The sequence below is a fragment of the Natrinema pellirubrum DSM 15624 genome, from assembly GCF_000230735.2.
GTDB lineage: Archaea > Halobacteriota > Halobacteria > Halobacteriales > Natrialbaceae > Natrinema > Natrinema pellirubrum.
Map to the genome: position 1 here is coordinate 801557 of NC_019962.1, position 17326 is coordinate 818882.

General features: G+C 65.1%; 14 protein-coding genes. 9 read left to right on the plus strand and 5 right to left on the minus strand.

What is annotated here, in order from left to right:
• The first annotated feature begins 183 nt into the window (after positions 1-183).
• From NATPE_RS03975 to NATPE_RS04010, 8 genes are all read left to right on the plus strand, one after another.
• Positions 184-945, plus strand: a complete 762-nt coding sequence (locus NATPE_RS03975; protein WP_015298753.1) for an ABC transporter ATP-binding protein — start codon at positions 184-186, stop codon at positions 943-945.
• Positions 935-2218, plus strand: a complete 1284-nt coding sequence (locus NATPE_RS03980) for an ABC transporter permease (protein ID WP_006180075.1) — start codon at positions 935-937, stop codon at positions 2216-2218. The genes NATPE_RS03975 and NATPE_RS03980 overlap by 11 nt, the downstream gene beginning before the upstream one ends.
• Positions 2215-3447: an ABC transporter permease gene (locus NATPE_RS03985; RefSeq protein ID WP_015298754.1), complete on the plus strand. Its 1233-nt coding sequence runs from the start codon at positions 2215-2217 to the stop codon at positions 3445-3447. Before NATPE_RS03980 ends, NATPE_RS03985 begins: the two co-directional genes overlap by 4 nt.
• Positions 3448-3525: 78 nt before the next feature.
• A complete protein-coding gene (locus tag NATPE_RS03990; protein WP_006180072.1) occupies positions 3526-4170 on the plus strand; it encodes a hypothetical protein in 645 nt (214 codons plus the stop codon).
• Between the two features lie 73 nt (positions 4171-4243).
• Positions 4244-7078 (plus strand): DEAD/DEAH box helicase, encoded by a 2835-nt coding sequence (locus NATPE_RS03995; protein ID WP_006180071.1) that lies wholly within the window; start codon positions 4244-4246, stop codon positions 7076-7078.
• A gap of 76 nt (positions 7079-7154) precedes the next feature.
• On the plus strand, positions 7155-7907 hold the full coding sequence (locus NATPE_RS04000; protein ID WP_006180070.1) for a protein sorting system archaetidylserine decarboxylase: 753 nt from the start codon (positions 7155-7157) through the stop codon (positions 7905-7907).
• 85 nt (positions 7908-7992) lie between these two features.
• A complete protein-coding gene (locus NATPE_RS04005; RefSeq protein ID WP_006180069.1) occupies positions 7993-8355 on the plus strand; it encodes a DUF7857 domain-containing protein in 363 nt (120 codons plus the stop codon).
• The gene (locus tag NATPE_RS04010) at positions 8352-9074 is read left to right on the plus strand and encodes a MinD/ParA family ATP-binding protein (RefSeq protein WP_006180068.1); all 723 of its coding nucleotides are present in this window, start codon (positions 8352-8354) and stop codon (positions 9072-9074) included. Before NATPE_RS04005 ends, NATPE_RS04010 begins: the two co-directional genes overlap by 4 nt.
• Positions 9075-9118: 44 nt before the next feature.
• On the opposite strand, the gene NATPE_RS04015 is transcribed toward NATPE_RS04010, so the two are convergent.
• Positions 9119-10408, minus strand: coding sequence for a DUF7125 family protein (locus NATPE_RS04015; RefSeq protein WP_006180067.1), 1290 nt, complete (start codon positions 10406-10408; stop codon positions 9119-9121).
• Between the two features lie 360 nt (positions 10409-10768).
• On the opposite strand from NATPE_RS04015, the gene NATPE_RS20970 reads away from it, so the two are divergent.
• Positions 10769-11818, plus strand: coding sequence for an outer membrane protein assembly factor BamB family protein (locus NATPE_RS20970; protein ID WP_157557348.1), 1050 nt, complete (start codon positions 10769-10771; stop codon positions 11816-11818).
• Between the two features lie 18 nt (positions 11819-11836).
• Here the strand turns inward: NATPE_RS20970 and NATPE_RS04020 are convergent, their stop codons facing one another.
• From NATPE_RS04020 to NATPE_RS04035, 4 genes are read right to left on the minus strand one after another with little or no spacing between them, the layout of a single operon-like run.
• Positions 11837-14890 (minus strand): DUF7286 family protein, encoded by a 3054-nt coding sequence (locus NATPE_RS04020; protein WP_006180066.1) that lies wholly within the window; start codon positions 14888-14890, stop codon positions 11837-11839.
• Position 14891: 1 nt separating this feature from the next.
• The gene (locus NATPE_RS04025; protein WP_015298756.1) at positions 14892-15941 is read right to left on the minus strand and encodes a DUF7284 family protein; all 1050 of its coding nucleotides are present in this window, start codon (positions 15939-15941) and stop codon (positions 14892-14894) included.
• The gene (locus NATPE_RS04030) at positions 15938-16414 is read right to left on the minus strand and encodes a DUF7285 family protein (protein ID WP_015298757.1); all 477 of its coding nucleotides are present in this window, start codon (positions 16412-16414) and stop codon (positions 15938-15940) included. Before NATPE_RS04030 ends, NATPE_RS04025 begins: the two co-directional genes overlap by 4 nt.
• Positions 16392-17279, minus strand: a complete 888-nt coding sequence (locus tag NATPE_RS04035) for a DUF7283 family protein (protein WP_006180063.1) — start codon at positions 17277-17279, stop codon at positions 16392-16394. Before NATPE_RS04035 ends, NATPE_RS04030 begins: the two co-directional genes overlap by 23 nt.
• Between the last annotated feature and the right edge of the window lie 47 nt (positions 17280-17326).

Here is a 17326-nt window from a genome sequence, read left to right on the forward strand (position 1 = left end):
TCGGCCGATGCGGGTCGATCGCGGATCCGATTCCAACGGCCCGGACAGTTCCCGAGCCCGGCCGCTCGAGCGACCCCGTGGCCCGCTCGTGTCGGCAAAAATTCCTGTAACACGGGGCTGACTGGGGTAGACGGGTCGAAACAATGAGCCGGGACCCCGTCGCTGGCACTGAGATCGTCGAGGATGTCAAACCAGTCAGTACGCGGTTCGCGATCGTCGGTGACGGATCGGACGGACGACCGCGAATCGGCGAGCGCCGTTCGCCTCGCGGACGTCAGACACGAGTACGGCTCGACGGGGGGACGGTTCCGCTCGGGTGGGGACCGGACGGTGACCGCGCTCCGGGGGGTGTCCGTCGACGTGCCGCGGGGAACGATCGTCGGCCTCGAGGGACCGAGCGGAAGCGGGAAGTCGACGATCCTCCACGCCGTCGCGGGGCTGCTGGTCCCGACGGCGGGCCGGGTCGAGGTCGCGGGCACCGACCTGACGGCGCTGTCGGACGCGGAGCGGACCCGACTGCGACGGCGCCACATCGGGATCGTCTTCCAGCGATTTTATCTCCTGCCGTCGCTGTCGGCCCGCGCGAACGTGGCCCTGCCGCTCGTACAGGCGGGGGTTCCCCGTTCCGATCGCCGGCACCGGGCGGAGTCGCTGCTCGAGGCGGTCGGGCTCGGCGATCGGGCCACGCACCTGCCGGGGGAACTCAGCGGCGGCGAACGTCAGCGCGTGGCGATCGCGCGGGCGTTGTCGACCGATCCCGACGTGATCGTGGCCGACGAGCCGACCGGCGAACTCGACACGGCGACCGGTCGGACCGTCCTCGAGCTGTTGACCGACGTCGGGCGCGATCGGGCGGTGATCGTCGCCTCCCACGACGAGGGGGCGCTATCGGTCGCGGACCGGATCGTCTCGTTGCGCGACGGACGGGTGGACGATGTCCGATGAGGGCGACGACGTGCCGTCGGACGGATCGCGGCGACGGACGCGCTGGCGGGGACTCGTCGGTCTGACGGCCACGCGGTGGTGGCAGCGGGCGACCCGAACGACGGGCGGTCGGATCGCGTCGACGATCGCGACCGTCGCGCTGACGGTCGCCTTCCTGCTCGTCGTGACGGGGGTCGCGCTGGCGCTGGCCGACGGCGGTGCGGCGAGGGAGGACGACGCGACCGTGCGGATAACCGCCGAGGACGGCAGTACGCTCTCTACAGTCGACGGCGTCGAAGGGCCGCGGCTCGGAGCCAGCAACGACCGCGCCCGCGAGCTTCGATCGGCGTCGGGGGTCGATCACGCCTCGCCCGTGCTGGTCGAGACGGTCCGCCTCGAGTCCGACGGGGGCGAGCCCCGGCCCGTCCGGGTGGTCGGCGTCGTTCCCGACGGGGAGTCCCGGACCGTCGCTGGCCTGTCGACGGCGGCCTTAGAAGCGGGCGATCCCCATTACGCCAACGGCTCCTACGACGGCCCGCGAGCGGGCGGGATCGTCCTCTCGCCGACCGCGGCCGAGCGCCTCGAGGCCGCGGAGGGCGACGAGGTGGCGGTGTCGATGCCGGGGCAGGAGCGAGCGAACACGCCCGCGTCCGCCCCGACGGTGACCGTGGCGGCCGTTGCCGACGACGGGGCTGCCGGCGATGCACCGGTTGCGCTCGTTCACCTGAGCGAACTGCAGTCGTTGTCGGGTGCCGACGACGGCGGACTCGCCGATCGGGTCCTCGTCTGGGGCGAGCCCGCTGCGGCCGAGTCAGCCGCCGGCGACGCCTATCCGGACGCGTCGGTGACGGTGGCCGGACACACGGATCCGGCCGCGCTGTTCGACGACGGGCTGGCGTTCGCGGCGAGTGCCATCGCGTTGCTCGTCGGTCTGACGATCTGTGCCTCGTTCGTCGCGACGACCGCCGGGATGGCCGTCGACGAGGACCGGCGGACGCTTGCCGTCCTCGAGTCGGTCGGGGTCCCCGTCGGCGGCCGGCTGGCCGTCGTCGCCGTCTCGACGGGGATCACCACGCTCGTCGGGGCACTCGTTGGCGTCGCGCTCGGCGCGGCGGGGATCGCCGGCGTCAACGCCGTCGCCGGTGCGACCGTCGCGCCCGGTGCGGTCGCGCAGTTCCATCCGCTGTTCGTTCCCTACGGGATCGCCGTGGCCCTCCTCGCGGGGCTGGTCGCGGTGCCGTACCCGCTCGCGGTGGCCGCGCGAACGTCGGTCTTGGCGGAGGTGGGACGATGAGCGTTCGTGGGGCGATCGTCCGGCTTCGGGCCGTTACGGGACTGGCGCTTGCACAGCTCCGACGCGCGCCCGGCCGGACGACGCTGACCGTCCTCGCGGTCACGCTCGCGGTGCTGTCGGTGACGGTCCTGGCCAGCCTCGGCGTCGGCGTCGTCGACAAGGGAGAGCAGGGGCTTGACAACGCCGGACGGGACATCTGGATCTCGCGGGAACCGGTCGATCCGTCGGCGAGCGGGACGACGAACCCGGTCTCGGGGGCACACGCGAGGGCGGCCGAACTCTCCACACGGGAGGACGTCGACGCCGCGTCGCCGATCGCGATGTACGACGTCTACGTTGGAACCGAGTCCTCGAATCTGCAGCGCCACCCCGCGGTCGGCGTCCAGGAGACCCACGACGGGTTCGACTTCGAGGCCGGCAACGGGTTCGAGGTCGATCCGGAAACCGCGGCGACGCCGCCGCCCGATGACCCCCAGCGCGAGGAGATCGTGATCGACCCGCGGGTCGCCGAGGACCTCGGCGTCTCGGTCGGCGACACGATCCATATCGGCACCAGCCGGGAGACGGCGGCGACCCACGAGTTCACGGTCATCGGGATTTCCGGCTACTACTCGCAGTATCTGGGCTCGCCGGCCGTGACGGTCCCGCTCGGTGACCTCCAGGCCGTGGCCGGCACCGACGGGACCGATCGGGCGACGTTCATCACCGCCGACGTGGCGGACGACGCCGACCGCGAGACCGTCGCCGCCGACCTCGATGCCGAATATCCCGAGTACGACGTTCGGACCAGCGATAACCAGATCCAGTCCGTCCTCGAGGAGCGATCGATCGTCCTCGCCAGCGGGATCACGCTGGTCGGGCTGGCCGTCCTCGGCGGGGCGGTCCTGACGGCCAACCTGTTCGCGCTGGTCGCCCACCAGCAACGCGAGCAGCTCGCGGCGCTGCGGGCGATCGGGCTCTCCCGCGGGCTGCTCGCCGGGGTGATCGGCACGCAGGGGCTGCTGATCGGACTGTTCGGCGGCCTCCTCGGACTCGCGGCGACGCCGCCGGCCGTGATCGGGCTGAACCGGCTCTCCGCGTCGGTGCTGGGCTTCGAGGAGTTGCTCCGGACGCCGCCCGCGGTCTACGCCGGGGGCCTCGCGCTCGCGCTGGCCGTCGGGACTGTCGTCGCAGTCGTCGCCGGCTGGCGGGCCGGCCGCTACGCCCGTATCGAACACCTCGAGGCCTGAGTGATGGCTCGAGTCCGACAACCCCTGCCGGCGTATCCACGCCGAAGCCACTTGGGGGCCGGAGCCGTACGGGTCGCGATGCGAGTACGCACACCCGATAGCGAGCGACAGCGGACGGCCGGCGCGGGATCGACGACCGCGTCACGCCTGCGGGGGCTCGCCCGCCATCTCCTGACCGCAATCGGCCTGCTCACCGTCACGTACGCCGTGTTGCGACTACTCGGGCCGCGCGACGACGTTCCGATCCAATCGGTCGACGAGGCGAAGGAGGAAATGGAGGGGGTACTCCCCGAGGGAGTCACGGACCGCGCCGCCGACGCCGTCCCCGACGACTCGTCGGTCGACACGATACGGAACCGCCTGCAGGCCACCGATCGCGACGTCACGCCGACGACGATCGACGGCCCTCGAAGCGAGGCCTCGGCGTTCGACCCCGGCGTCACCCCGTCCGAAGAGGAACAGGGAACTGACGACGTGACCGGGCTCGAGGGCGACAGCGAAGCCGAATCCGGTGGCTCCGAGACGGACGCGAGCGGCGACGCCATCGACGACGGCGAAGCAACGGCCGACTCCATCGACGGCGATCTCTCCGACGCGGGGATCGCCGAACGAATCGAGCCCGATGCCGGGGACGAACCCGCGGAACCCGGCGAGATGGCGGTCGACGAGGGGGTCGCAGAGAACCTCGCCGACGAAATCGACGCCGACGAACCCGAGGAGTGAGACGACCCTCGAGGGGCCCTCGGAGTCACCGGAAACGTGGTGCTTATCCGCCGCTCATCCCTACCGTATTCCGATGACTGACGGGGACGTCGCGGCGTTTACGCACCTCGGAGCGACGGTCCGCGGGGCGCTCTCCGAACGCGGCTTTTCGCAACCGACGGCACCACAGCGGCTGGCGATCCCGCCGCTCGCCGCCGGCGAGAACACGCTGGTGATCGCGCCTACCGGGAGCGGCAAGACCGAGACGGCGATGTTGCCCGTCTTCGATCACCTGGTCGCCGAGGAAGGACCGCCGGAGGGGTTGGGCGCGCTCTATATTACCCCGCTGCGGGCGCTCAATCGCGACATGCGCGAGCGCCTCGAGTGGTGGGACGAGTACTTAGACCTCGAAGTCGACGTTCGCCACGGCGACACCACCGACTACCAGCGGCGCAAGCAGGCCGAGGACCCGCCGGACGTGCTGATCACGACGCCCGAGACGGTCCAGGCGATGCTCACCGGCGAGCGGCTGCGCGAGGCGCTTTCCGACGTCTCCCACGTCGTAATCGACGAGGTCCACGAACTCGCCGCCTCCAAGCGGGGCGCACAGTTGGCGATCGGTCTCGAGCGGCTGTACGACCTCGCCGGCCCGTTCCAGCGGATCGGGCTCTCGGCGACGGTCGGCGATCCCGGCGAAGTGGGGCAGTTCCTGACGGGCGGCCGACCCTGCGAGATCCGGGAGATCGACGTGGGGAGCAACGTCGACGTGACGGTTCGCGAACCCGAGATTACGGAGGAAGACGAGCGCCTGGCCGGCGAACTGATGACCGAGGCCGATACCGCCAGCCACGTCCGGCTGATCCGCGATCTGGTCGCCGATCACGAGTCGACGCTGATCTTCGTCAATACGAGGCAGACGGCGGAGGCGCTGGGGTCGCGGTTCAAGGAACTCGACCTCCCGATCGGCGTCCACCACGGCTCGCTCTCGAAGGAGGCCCGGATCGACGTCGAGGACCGCTTCAAGGCCGGCGAGATAGACGGGCTGCTGTGTACGTCCTCGATGGAACTCGGCATCGACGTGGGACAGGTCGATCACGTGATCCAGTACAAGAGCCCGCGGCAGGTCACCCGCCTGCTCCAGCGGATCGGCCGCGCGGGCCATCGACAGGACGAGGTCTCGAGCGGGACGGTCGTGACGACCCGTCCGGACGACACCTTCGAGGCGCTGTCGATCGCGCGCCGGGCCCGCGACGGCGAGGTCGAGCCGGCGGCGATCCACGAGGGGAGCCTGGACGTGGTCGCCAACCAGTTGCCCGCGATCGTCCAGAGCCGCGGCGACACGTACCTCGACGAGGCGATCGAGACGATCACTCGCTCCTATCCGTTCCGAAACGTGCCCGAGGCGACGATCCGCGAGATCGCGGGAGAACTGGACCGCAATCGAATCCTCTGGTTCGACGAGGGTGAAGATCGCATCGAGACCACCGGCGGCACGTGGCAGTACGTCTACGCCAACCTCTCGATGATCCCCGACGAGGAGACCTACGAGGTCCACGACATCGCCTCGGGGGGCCAGATCGGGACCCTGGACGAGCGCTTCGTCGTCAACTTCGCCCAGCCCGGCGAGGTGTTCATCCAGCGCGGCGAGATGTGGCGGATCGCCGAGATCGACGACGAGGAGGGCCGAGTCAAGGTCAGCCCGATCGAGGACCCCGCGGGCGAGGTTCCATCGTGGATCGGGCAAGAAATACCCGTCCCCGCCGCGGTCGCGGGCGAAGTGGGTGAAATTCGGGCCGTGGCGGAGCCCCAACTCGGGACGGGAGCCGACGCCGCCGCGGTCGGCCGCGAACTCGCTCATCGGTACCCCGCTGACGAGTACACGCTGACCGAGGCCTGCACGCAACTCGCACAACAGGTCGACGACGACGCGCCGATGCCGACGGCCGACCGCCTGGTCCTCGAGCGACGGGGGCGGACGATCGTCATCAACGCGCCGTTCGGCCACACGGCCAACGAGACGCTCGGCCGGGTGCTGTCGGCGCTGCTGGGCCAGCGGGCCGGCTCCTCGGTCGGCCTCGAGACCGACCCCTACCGGATCGAACTCGAGGTGCCGAACTCGATCGCGACCAGCGAGGTACTCGAGGTCATAGAGGAGACCGACCCGGACCACGTCGAGGCGATCGTCGAACTCGGGCTGAAAAATTCCGACGCGCTCGCCTTCCGGCTGGCGCAGGTCTCGGCGAAGTTCGGCGCGTTAAAGCGCTGGCAGGGCTCGGGCCGACTCTCGAACGATCGCCTGCTGGCGGCCTTGGAGGACACCCCCATGTACGAGGAAGCGATCCGGGAGGTGTTCCACGAGGACCTCGACATCGAACGTGCGAGTGCGGTCCTCGAGCGGCTCCAGTCGGGCGACCTCGAACTGGTGACCCACCGCGGCCACACGCCGATCGGGAAGGGAGGCCGGTCGTCAGGCGGCAAGGAACTGCTCGCGCCCGAAAACGCTGACGCCAGCGTCATCGAGACGGTCCGGGAGCGCCTGCAGAACGATCGGGTCATCCTGCTGTGTACCCACTGTACGGAGTGGAAGGTGAAAACGAAAGTCAAGCGGGTGGCCGACCAGCCCGAGTGCCCGGAATGTGGCTCGACCCGGATCGCCTCGCTGAACCCGTGGGCCGACGAGATGGTCCAGGCGGTCCGAGCCCAGGAAAAAGACGAGGAACAACAGCGAATGACCGAACGCGCGTTCCGGGCCGCGAGCCTCGTCCAGAGTCACGGCAAGCAGGCCGTAATCGCGATGGCCGCCCGCGGGGTCGGGCCGCACAACGCCGCCCAGATCATCAACAAACTCCGCGAGGACGAAGCGGAGTTCTATCGCGACATCCTCTCGAAAGAGCGAGAGTACGCCCGGACCCAGTCGTTCTGGGACTGAAATCCCCTTCTCTGTATCCGCTGCCCGGCTCGTGCCATCCGTAACGGCCATACGAGTCGGTCGCCTCAGTTCTCCCATGAACGTCGCGCCGGGGGCCTGGAAGTACGCTATCGTTCCGCTACTTGCCGCCCCGTTCGCACTCGTTATCAGCGTCACCGCGAGCCTCGTCGCGCTCGCGGTCGGCGCCGGTACTCTCGCCTTTTTCCGCGATCCCGACCGTACCCCACCGCCGACCGGCGTCGTCTCGCCGGCCGACGGGAACGTCTCGGTCCTCCGGGAAGAGGGCGACCGCGTCCGGCTGGGGGTCTTCATGAACGTCTGGCACGTCCACGTCGTCCGCGCCCCCTTTGCCGGCCGCGTTACCGACGTCGAACACGTCTCCGGTGCCAACCGCCCCGCCTTCTCGAAGGAGTCCGACCGCAACGAACGCGTCCACGTCCGCCTCGAGACCGACTCGCCAAACCTGCCGTCCGCGGCAGACGCCGACTCCGCTGCGGTCGAGACCGACGGCTCGGCGTCCCATCCCGACGAACCCGACTCCGACGCCGAGGTGACCCTGATCGCTGGGGCGTTCGCCCGTCGGATCCACCCCTACGCCGAGCGTGGCGACACCCTCGAGCGCGGCGACCGCATCGGCCACATCGCCTTCGGTAGCCGCGTCGACCTGCTCTTTCCGCCGACCGTCGACATCGAGGACGTTGCCGTCGATATCGGCGACTCGATGACCGCCGGCGAAACCGTCGTCCTCGAGTCGGGCCCCGGCGAACTCGGCGAGGGGTTCGACCTCGAGGTCGGTTCGGGCTCTGGCTCAGACGGTCGAGACGAGTAACGACTTCGCGGCCGCGCCTGAACCGGTCCCGCTCGGCCGCGACCGGGAGCGGACCTTTATCCGACAGCGAGCGGCCAACGCGGCCGTGATCGACCTCGACTGGGAGATCGACCGCATCGACGGCGTAACGCTCGTGTCGGCGACGATCGAAACCGCCGCGACGACCCCACAGCGGGTCCGACTCGAGAGCCGACTCGACGGCCCCGTCTGGCCGCCGACGGACGGCGATCGGACTGCGGCATGGACCGACGCCGTCTGGGAGGGCGTGATCGAACCCGACCGCCGTCACGGAATCGGCTTCGCGAGCCCGGCGTCGCCGGTCGAACCGCCGCTGGCCGTGACTGATCACCGACGGGCCTCGAGCGACCGGTCCCCGAAGCCGGCGGCCGTCCTCGCTTCGCTGACCGAGTGGAAACCGACACCGACCGTCGTCGGACGGGAGCGATGATCGTTGCAGTCACCGGCGGGAAAGGGGGCGTCGGTAAGTCGATGCTCGCATTGAACCTCGCGTACGAACTGGACGGGGTCGTCGTCGACGGCGACTTCACGACCCCGGACCTTCCCCGCGGCGGCGGCCCCGGCCTGCACGACGTCCTGGCTGACCGCGCCGACCCGCTCGAGGCGGTCGACCGACGCGGTCCGGTTCGGCTGCTTCCCTGCGGCCGAACGCTCGCCGGTGCCCGCGCGGCCGAGCTGTCGGTGTTCCCGCGGATCGTTCGACGGCTCGAACGCGAGTTCGGCCACGTCGTGATCGACTGCCCCGCCGGGCTGGCACGCGACGTGGGCCGACAACTCGCGAGCGCCCACGCGGCCGTTCTCGTCACGACCCCGACCGAACCCGCACTCGCCGACGCCATGCGAACGCGACAGGTCGCACTCGACCTCGAGACGCCGATCGCCGCCGTCGCCCTCAACAGGACGTCCGGAGCGGTCGCCGACGGCATCGCCGAGCGCATCGAACGAACCGTCAGCGCCCCGGTACTCGCCCTTGAGGAGCGGTCGGCCGTCGCCGACGCACAGCGGCGCGGACGTCCCGTTGCCGCCGTCGCTCCCGACTGCCCGGCGGTCGAACCCCTTCGGACCCTCGCCCGGCGGCTCGAGCGCTGTACGACGCACGATACCGATCGGAGCGACGCTCACGATCGATCGCCGGCCGCGCTGGACTAGCATAACCCGATACCGACCGTCCAGCCGATAACTGGACTCGGCTCTCAGGATCGGTTGTCGGTCGCCTCGATCGACGCCGGCGACCGGCCGTCGAACGCGAGCCGGATCCGTTCGGTCCCCGCGTTGTCACCTCTGAACTTCGAGATCGACAGTGTATGGTCGGTCCCATCCGCTGCCGGCTCCGACTCGAGTTCGAAGACCGCGTCGGCGGCGTGAAGCGTTGCCGTCCGATTCGCCGGCACCGCCGGCCCCTCGAGACAGTGCAACAGGCCGATGCTCTCCGTCGCGACCAGCCGTTCCGTGAGCGCGTCGAGAAAGGAGACGTACGTCGCCCGGTCCGCGGTCTCCATCGCATTCGTCGGATCGACGACGAGCGTCGACGCCGCCGGCAGCGTCTCGAGCAACTCCGCCGCGTCGTCGAGCCCGGTCTCGCCACCGAGGCGGCGCACCGTCGGGTTCCCGGTCTCGATCGCTGCGGCCTCGAGCGCCCGCGAGACGTTCGCCGTCGACCGCTCGGTCGACAGATAGAGCGTCCCGCGGACGGCGGTCGTTCCGTAAAGCAGCTGCTCCGACTGACTGGCGGGCTCCGCGACCACCGCGACGAGTGACCCCGGTTCAAGTCCGCCCCCGAGCGCCCGATCGAGCGCGTCGATCCCCGTCGGCAGCAAATCCTCGTCGTACGCCACTGGCGTCCGATCCGGGGCCAGCCGCCGTTCTATCGTCCGTGCGATCCCCTCGTAGGCCTCCCGCGTCGCCTCGTCGGTCAGCGGTGCTTCCCCATCCGGAATCCGCCCCAGAACCGGGACCCGCGTCCACGAGTCGACCGCTTCCGGCACGCGGTCGCACCGGTTTACCACCGCGCCGAGTATCGGCACCTCGAGCCGGCGCGCCATCTCGATCGTCGTCTCGGCGGCCGTGAGACTGCGTTCCGTCTCCGCCGTGACCACGATCACCCCGTCGGCGGCCGACAGCGCTTCGACGACGTCCGGGCCCGCACCCGACGGGCAATCCACGAACGCCCGCTCGGCCGCCCCCTCGAGCCGATCGAACTCTGTCTCGAAGTCGATCCGGTCGGACGGCTCCGGTGCCGCGACCAGCCCCACGTCGTCCGTCCGCGGACTCGACTGGACGACCGTCTCGGCGACGGCCGACTCGGACTCGAGCCCTGCGAGCGTCGGCTCCCGATCGACACCACCGGCCACGTGGAGGTTCGGCAGCTGGCGGTCGGCGTCGACCGCGATCGCCGTCGTCGTCTCCCGTGCGACCGCCTCCGCGAGTCCGATCGTCGTCACCGTCTTTCCACAGCCGCCTTTCGCTCCTGCGATAGCGATCATAGCGACAGTCCCGCGGCTTCCTTTTTGAACGTCCGCCCGCTCCGTCTCGCCGTTCTCGAGTCGGTTTCGGTCACTCGCTCAGTGCTGCCGGATCCGCGTCTCATCTGTCGGTCCGTCACGGGCTGGTGTCACCTCTCGGAAATCACAGCCCGGATAGAAGATAAAGAGTTTACATTATGGGGTTAATTTTGGTATTGTACTATGGGTTGGAAACCGAACCGAACTCGCCGGACCTGGCTGGCGAGTTGTGCCAGTACCGTTGCCGGCGTTTCGGTCCTCGCTGGCTGTACGAGCGATAGTTCCGAAACGAACGAGGACGAGCCCGAGAACGACGACGCGCTTTCAGCCGACACGTGGCCCATGTACGGCGTCGATCCACAGAACACGGGGTATCATCCGACGGCGACTGGCCCGACTAGTGAGGATGTTACAGCTAAATTACTACTTGAATCAAATGGAACAGTTAGCGACAGTCCAGCTGTTATTGGTGACACTCTCTACACCGCTGCTGACAACCAATTATATGCGATTAATACAGAGACTGGAGAAAACGAATGGCGGTCCGACTTCCCTGATATACGTGGTGCCTACCCAGCCATCTCTGATAACCGCATATATGTCGGAATGAATGAGGGAATTGCTACAGTTAATCGAAATAACGGAAATCTCATTTGGCAAAATAGCGTTGGTATCAGTAATGTTTGTCCAGTAGTTGATAGCGGCGCGGTTATTGCTTCTGAAAACCTTTTGTTATATCAATTCGATATTGACAACGGTGAAGAAACAATAATTCATAATCTTAGAGATGACAACCTCGGGCGGCCATATACAAGTATCCCAGCATATGACGACGGGAGTGTATATTTTGCGGGGGAACATGTTTTATACTCAGTAAATGCCAAAAATGGTTCTGTAGAGTGGACTTTTGAAAACCCTGAAGGAAAATCTATGGGAGAATGTAATCCAGCAACTGATGGTGAAAACATCTATATAAGCGGTGCGGATAAACGACTGTACACGATTGATACTGAAGATGGCACACAAAAGTGGTCAATCAAAACAAAAAGTGAAACTCCTCAAAGCCCTTCTCTCGCAAATGGGATTCTATACGTAGTCGCAAGTGATGGTGTTCTGTCTGGTGGTGGCAGTTGGCTACTCGCTATTGACACTAAAAAGGAAGAGGTGATTTGGGAAGATAGTTTGCAATCGAATATAAATTATAAGCCAGTTATTTCCAATAGTAGTGTATACCACGCGAACAGCAGACAGGTATTAGCATATGATAGGGAAACAGGGGACAGACGGTGGAAAATTGACGAATTCAATGAACCAATCGCTGGACCACCGACTATCTCTGATGATCATGCCTTTATATCTCTTAAGTCAGGAGAGATCTATTTGATAACGTAGTGGGCCCAGATTTTGTGTCTATTTCACTGGAAGTGGTTGGGGAGCGTCATCTGATATGCATCCATGTCTATTATTCATATCATATTTTGTGCCAGCATTTTTCCAACCTTCTGAACAGTGTTCTCGTGGTGAATTTATATTTCCATAGCGCCACATGTCTCCAACACCCGGCGAACCCTTGGTTACCAATTGTGGACTTGGTACAATGACTGGCACTACAAGTTCATTCTCAAACGAGATCGGTTCGACAGAACCAACTGTAAGCTCGTCTTGTGCTGCCCGCGTAGGTGTCTCGATTGTTGTCTCAGTATCTTGCCGGACATACGTTAATCCAGTAGCGCTCGTTGGGTCACCGTCGGCAGCTCGCACCTCGAACCGGGCGTATTCTCCCTGGACACCAACATAATACGCGTCAAGTTGGAGGTAGAATAAAGATGGCCACGGCATGAGAGGGAATCCAGGATAGCCGATTCCATCGAAATATCCGGCACCCATGGGCGCATGTTCCGTACTGTTGCTGTCGTCGATTGAGAGCGTTTCACCACCGTCCGGACGCACCGCTGGAACGTCGGTTCGATTGACGGGTTCCAAGGTGAGGTAGGTCGGTGATGCTTCGACTTGATAGTTCACGTCCTCCATCAACGGCGAACTCTCGAGCGATCCCTGCGTCTCCTCGGGTCGCGTTTCGGGATCCATCATCCTATCGACGAAGTCCATCGGTCCGCCGAGAAGATCGTTACTTGTGTCGAGAAGTCCACCGAGGAGATCATTGAGTATGGAGCTACTCTCACCAAGTGTCGTGTCGTGCCATCTGCTAACTTTGTCGATGTTATCGTACGTATTCTCGAAGTACTGTTTGCGAACTTCCGCTCGAAGGAGATCTGCAGTGTTGGCGTATGGTTCGGACGTGTTTTGATACACTAGTTCGAGTTCGACATCTCTTACGTTGCTCTCGGCGTTCCTGAGCGGACTCGGCCGTTCGACCATATTCCAGAGGTCCGTTCGATGTGGCTTGACACGCGTGAGGACTTCGTAATGGGTATGGTTGAGTTCGGAAAGCGCCCATTCGTAGAGTTTATCCTCGTTTCGTGGGCTGACATCGATATCGGGATCCGCTGAGTAGGGTATCTCCTCTTCGAAGTCACGTTCCGTGATTATCGAAGTACTCGAGGCTTCAAGCGCTCGCTCAAGTTCCCGTTCCTGGGCGTGGAAAGTAGTCGAGTCGAGATTGAAGGTTTCGCTGACCGCTTTCGTCTTGACACCCTCAAAATTCCCGACGAACTCATAATCTTCGTCCCAGGAGTCTGTTTGGAACGGGGATTCGATTCCACGACTTTCCCGCTCCACATCGATGTCATCAGAGACGAGATCGGTACTGATCGTATAGCTCGCGCTGTATGTGATATTGTCTTTCCAATTCCAGTCCGTATGAGGGGATCGATTCTCGTCTTTATGTTCCCACTCAGCACTAACTCCGATAGAGTTCTCATATTCAACCTCAATTTTGGCGACATTACGATCATCAAAACTTGTATCCTGATCTTCTGTGAGGACATCAATCGAAACGTCCGCATCAGCTTGAGATGTACTAGCAAAATATGTTGTATTATAAGGTCCAGACCAATTCCCCGGGTCTTGTGCCCATTCAGTAGGAGAAGAGGGGGTCGGTAAACTCCGATGCTTGTGTGGTCCAGACTCTCTCGTAGATACCTCAATATCATACCCCTGTTCTATAATATCATTAACATCGTTTTCTAGCCTAACATCCTCATATAGCTGAGCTAGCCCCTCCACTGGGTTATTATCATCTGTAATTGATCCAATATCTCCAGCTACGTCCTGATTATTCAACTTATTTGAGAAATAATGGCCCAGATATTGATTACTGAAACGGTTACTTTCTCCAAGAGACTGATTAAACTCCGCCTCTATCTGCGCCATATCCATCCCAGCCGCCATCTGCATATACCCCAGATCGGCGAACGGATGGGCCTGAACCTCGACATCGGTTTCGACGTTGTCCTCGAGCATCGTCAGTGCAATCTCCTGAACGGTCGGCGGGTCGGGTAGCTCACCGTCTTGATCGAGTAGGTTGGCGTTACAGAGGTCGGTCTCGTTGGCGAGGGCGCTGTCGTTAGCGACGAAGTCCTCGGTCTCGATGTCGCCCGCGTTCGAGGTGAGATCGCCGGCCATACACAGCGTCGGTTGGAGCATGGCGCGGTCCCTGTAGGGGTCGGTCGTGCCGAAGGTTCGCTCTTGCAGGCCGAAGATAGCGTCGTTGACCATGACCTCGGTGTGGTCGTTGGGCGTCAGGTTATCGAACGCCGGCTGGCCGCTCGAGAGGCGGTCGTAGTAGGCCTTGCCCCAGGTGTAGGGAAACAGCCGGGCAGCCGTATATCGACCGAGGCCGTCGTACTCGTCGGTTTCGAAAAAGCCGGTGTTGAGCTGGCGCTGGAACTCGTCGGTTCGGTCCTTGAGCTGGTAGAGCGGGGTCGCGACCGAGACGGTCAGATCGCGGCGTTCGGTGATCGGTTCGCCGTCGCTTTCGTTCCCGATGAGTTCGACGTCTGCGACTTCGACGGTAAGGACACCGGTGTCGGGTCGCTCGAGCGAGATACGGTCGATCGCGGCTGCGAGATCGTCGCTGTCGTTCCAGTCGATACGGTCGATGGTGACGCCGGCGGCGGTATCGTGGCCGACCTGTTGCGGAGTGGTCGCGAACGATTCGGCTACCTCCCGGTAGACGAGGAGCTTGAGGTATTGGTCGAAGACGGGCTCGTCATCGTCGAACGCTGCTTCGACGGTCGGGCTCGCACCGTCGGTCGACGTGACGGGTGCGCTTGCGGCTGTCTCGGTCGCTCGGAGGACCGATCGCCGCAACTCCGAGACGGCGACCGATTCGGCGCGGTCGATGGCCACTGCTTGTTCGGTCTCGACCTCGGGTGTGTCTCTGGAGCCGAGGACGCCGACGATGGCGATGCTGCTGATCAACAGGAGAACTGCGATCAGGGCGAACGGAACTCGGGCGCGGTCGTCTGCTGCGATCGAAACTGTGGGTTGACTGTCGGTCATCTTACCAGGTCTGAATCGTGATGGTTACCTCGGCGGTCGATACCTCGTCGGCGAGCAGCGCTGCGATCCGCTCGTCGCGGGCGGTGCCGCTGTACTCGTCGTCGATCGTCGCGATTTCCTCGGCGAAGGCGTCCTGCAGATCCTCGGCGAGCCACTCTCCGAGCCCGTCCCGGCCGAATCGGTCCGCGTCAGCGATCCCGCGTCGAACCTGTGCGTTTGCCTCGAGAGCGTCCGCTTTCTCGCGTTTGAGCGGGCCATGATGGGCGGGGTTCGTCGTCCCGGAGAACTCGTACTCGAGCGGCGCGACCATGCGCTGGTACTGGAAGACGGCGAGTTCGCGGGAGAGGCCCTGACTCTCGAGTGCCAGTTGCGTCTCCTCGGGCGGGAAGTAGCCCCGAACGATCGCGTCCCCGAGGACCATACCCGCGGCTTCGAAACCGGCCGAGTCGGAATCCGCAACGAGGTCGGTTCGATCGCCAAGGCGGTCGTTCCAATCGGTCCCGCCCTCGAGGGACGCGCGTTCGATCTCGTCGGCGTCGACGGCCGGCAGTCCGCTCGAGGCGGTCAGCGTCACGCTCGAGACGTCCGCGGTCGGTGGCGGCCGTTCGCCGGCGGTCGCCGTCCCGTTGATCGAGGCGTTCTCGTAGGGTTCCCACTCGGCGACGGCGTAGAACTCGCGGTCGGACCCGATCAGTGCGCTCCCGATGGCGGCGTCGACGGCGGCCTCGAACTCGTCGCCCGTGGGGCGGATCGGCGTCCCGTCGATGCGGGCGTTCGCGACGGCCGCATCCGCGAGCAGGCCGGTTGCGGACCCGTACTCGGTCCGGTGGTACTCGCCGGGTCGTTCGGCGACTGGATCGGCGTCGGCGAGGCTGTACTGGACGCTGATGGTCGTCGCGCCGAGTACCGCGGCCGTGTGGTCGGCCCGGTCCCCGTCGGGGTCGGGTGTGGTCCCGTACAGGTGGGTACCGAGCAACAGGACGCTCGCACTGACGAGCAGCAGTGCCATCGCAACGTCCATGACCGTACTCACCGCACGATCCGACCTCATCCGTCCCACACCCCCACGAGCAGCGTCCCGCCGCGCACGTCGCCGGGAGCCGTCGCCACGGGGATCGAGCGCTCTGCCACGCCGGCCTCCTCGGGCGGGCCGTCGAGTTCCGCCTCATCAATTGCGTCCGGGCTCGACGTTCCGTCGGTTCCGAACACGGCGGTTCCGACGACGGTTTCACGACCGTCGGCGACGATCGTGAGTCGGACGTAGACGTTCCGGCCGTGTGGCAAGGATCCGGTCTCGATTCCGTCCGCGAGATCGCCGTCGTGGGCGCGAACGACGCCGTCGCTCTCGAGGTCATCGGCGATCCGCTCGAGCGCCGTCGTTTCGGTGGTTCGATCGGTCGTTCCGGGAAGGGTATCGGTGAGATAGAGTCCGTAGAGACCGATCCCGGCGATAAGCGCCGAGACGGCGACGAGTGCGGCGAGGGGGTCGGTCTGCCCCCGGTTAGACATCGACGAGCGTGACATAGAACGAATCAGCCTCCGTATCGCGACGAACGTAGCCTCGATCGTCGATACCGGTCGTCTCGAGGGTCTTTCCGCCGGGCGGACAGATCCTGACGGGCTGGTCTCCTCGGTCGGTCCGAACGGTTTCGGTACACAGTTGGGTGCCGCCGGCGTTGACCCGCAGGTCGATCGGGAACGACATCGCAGAGTTCTCGTCGAACTGCGCGACGGTCTCGGTCTTCCGCGTTGGCGTTCCCGTGACCCGCTCGTCGATATGTCCCCGGTCGTCGCTCCCGCTTGCCCGCAGCCGGATCCCGGTTTCTGCGGTCGACTCGTACTCGAAGGTCGCTTCGTGTGTCTGGTCGCCGGGAACGAGTTCGATGTCGACGGTAGCGCTGACGGACGGTACCGCGCCCGTCGCGACGGTCCGCGTTCGTAACGGCCCGTTCGCGGTCTGCCACTCGTCGGTGTTCGTCTCGTATGCCGATTCGACGTCCGCCAGAAAGGCATCGATCGCGTTCCGACTCGGATCCCGGACTGCCCCCGCGTACTCGTCCTCGACGGCACGGCCGGCGGAGACGTTCTCGAGCCGTTCGTTCCCCGCGACGGGGACCACGTGGCCGTAAGTGAGCGTCGCCCGCGTCGTGCCGTGTTCGTTTCGCATTGCGACGGTGCGGCCGGTGACCTTGATCGCGGTCGCGTCGTGGTCGTAGGTCGAACTCGCCTCGTAGGGACTGCCGGCCGTCTCCTCGATGGCGTTGGCTGCTCGGTTCGCGTCCGGTGGCGGGCCGGTCGGTAGACCGAGCGCAACGGTACCGACGGCGGCGCTGACGATGGAGACGGCGAGCCAGACGTACCAGCCGTCGATCGGTGCTTCCAGGTGCATGCCCTCGCTGGCCGCGTGTTCGTATTTAAACCTCAGTCGCGGTGGGG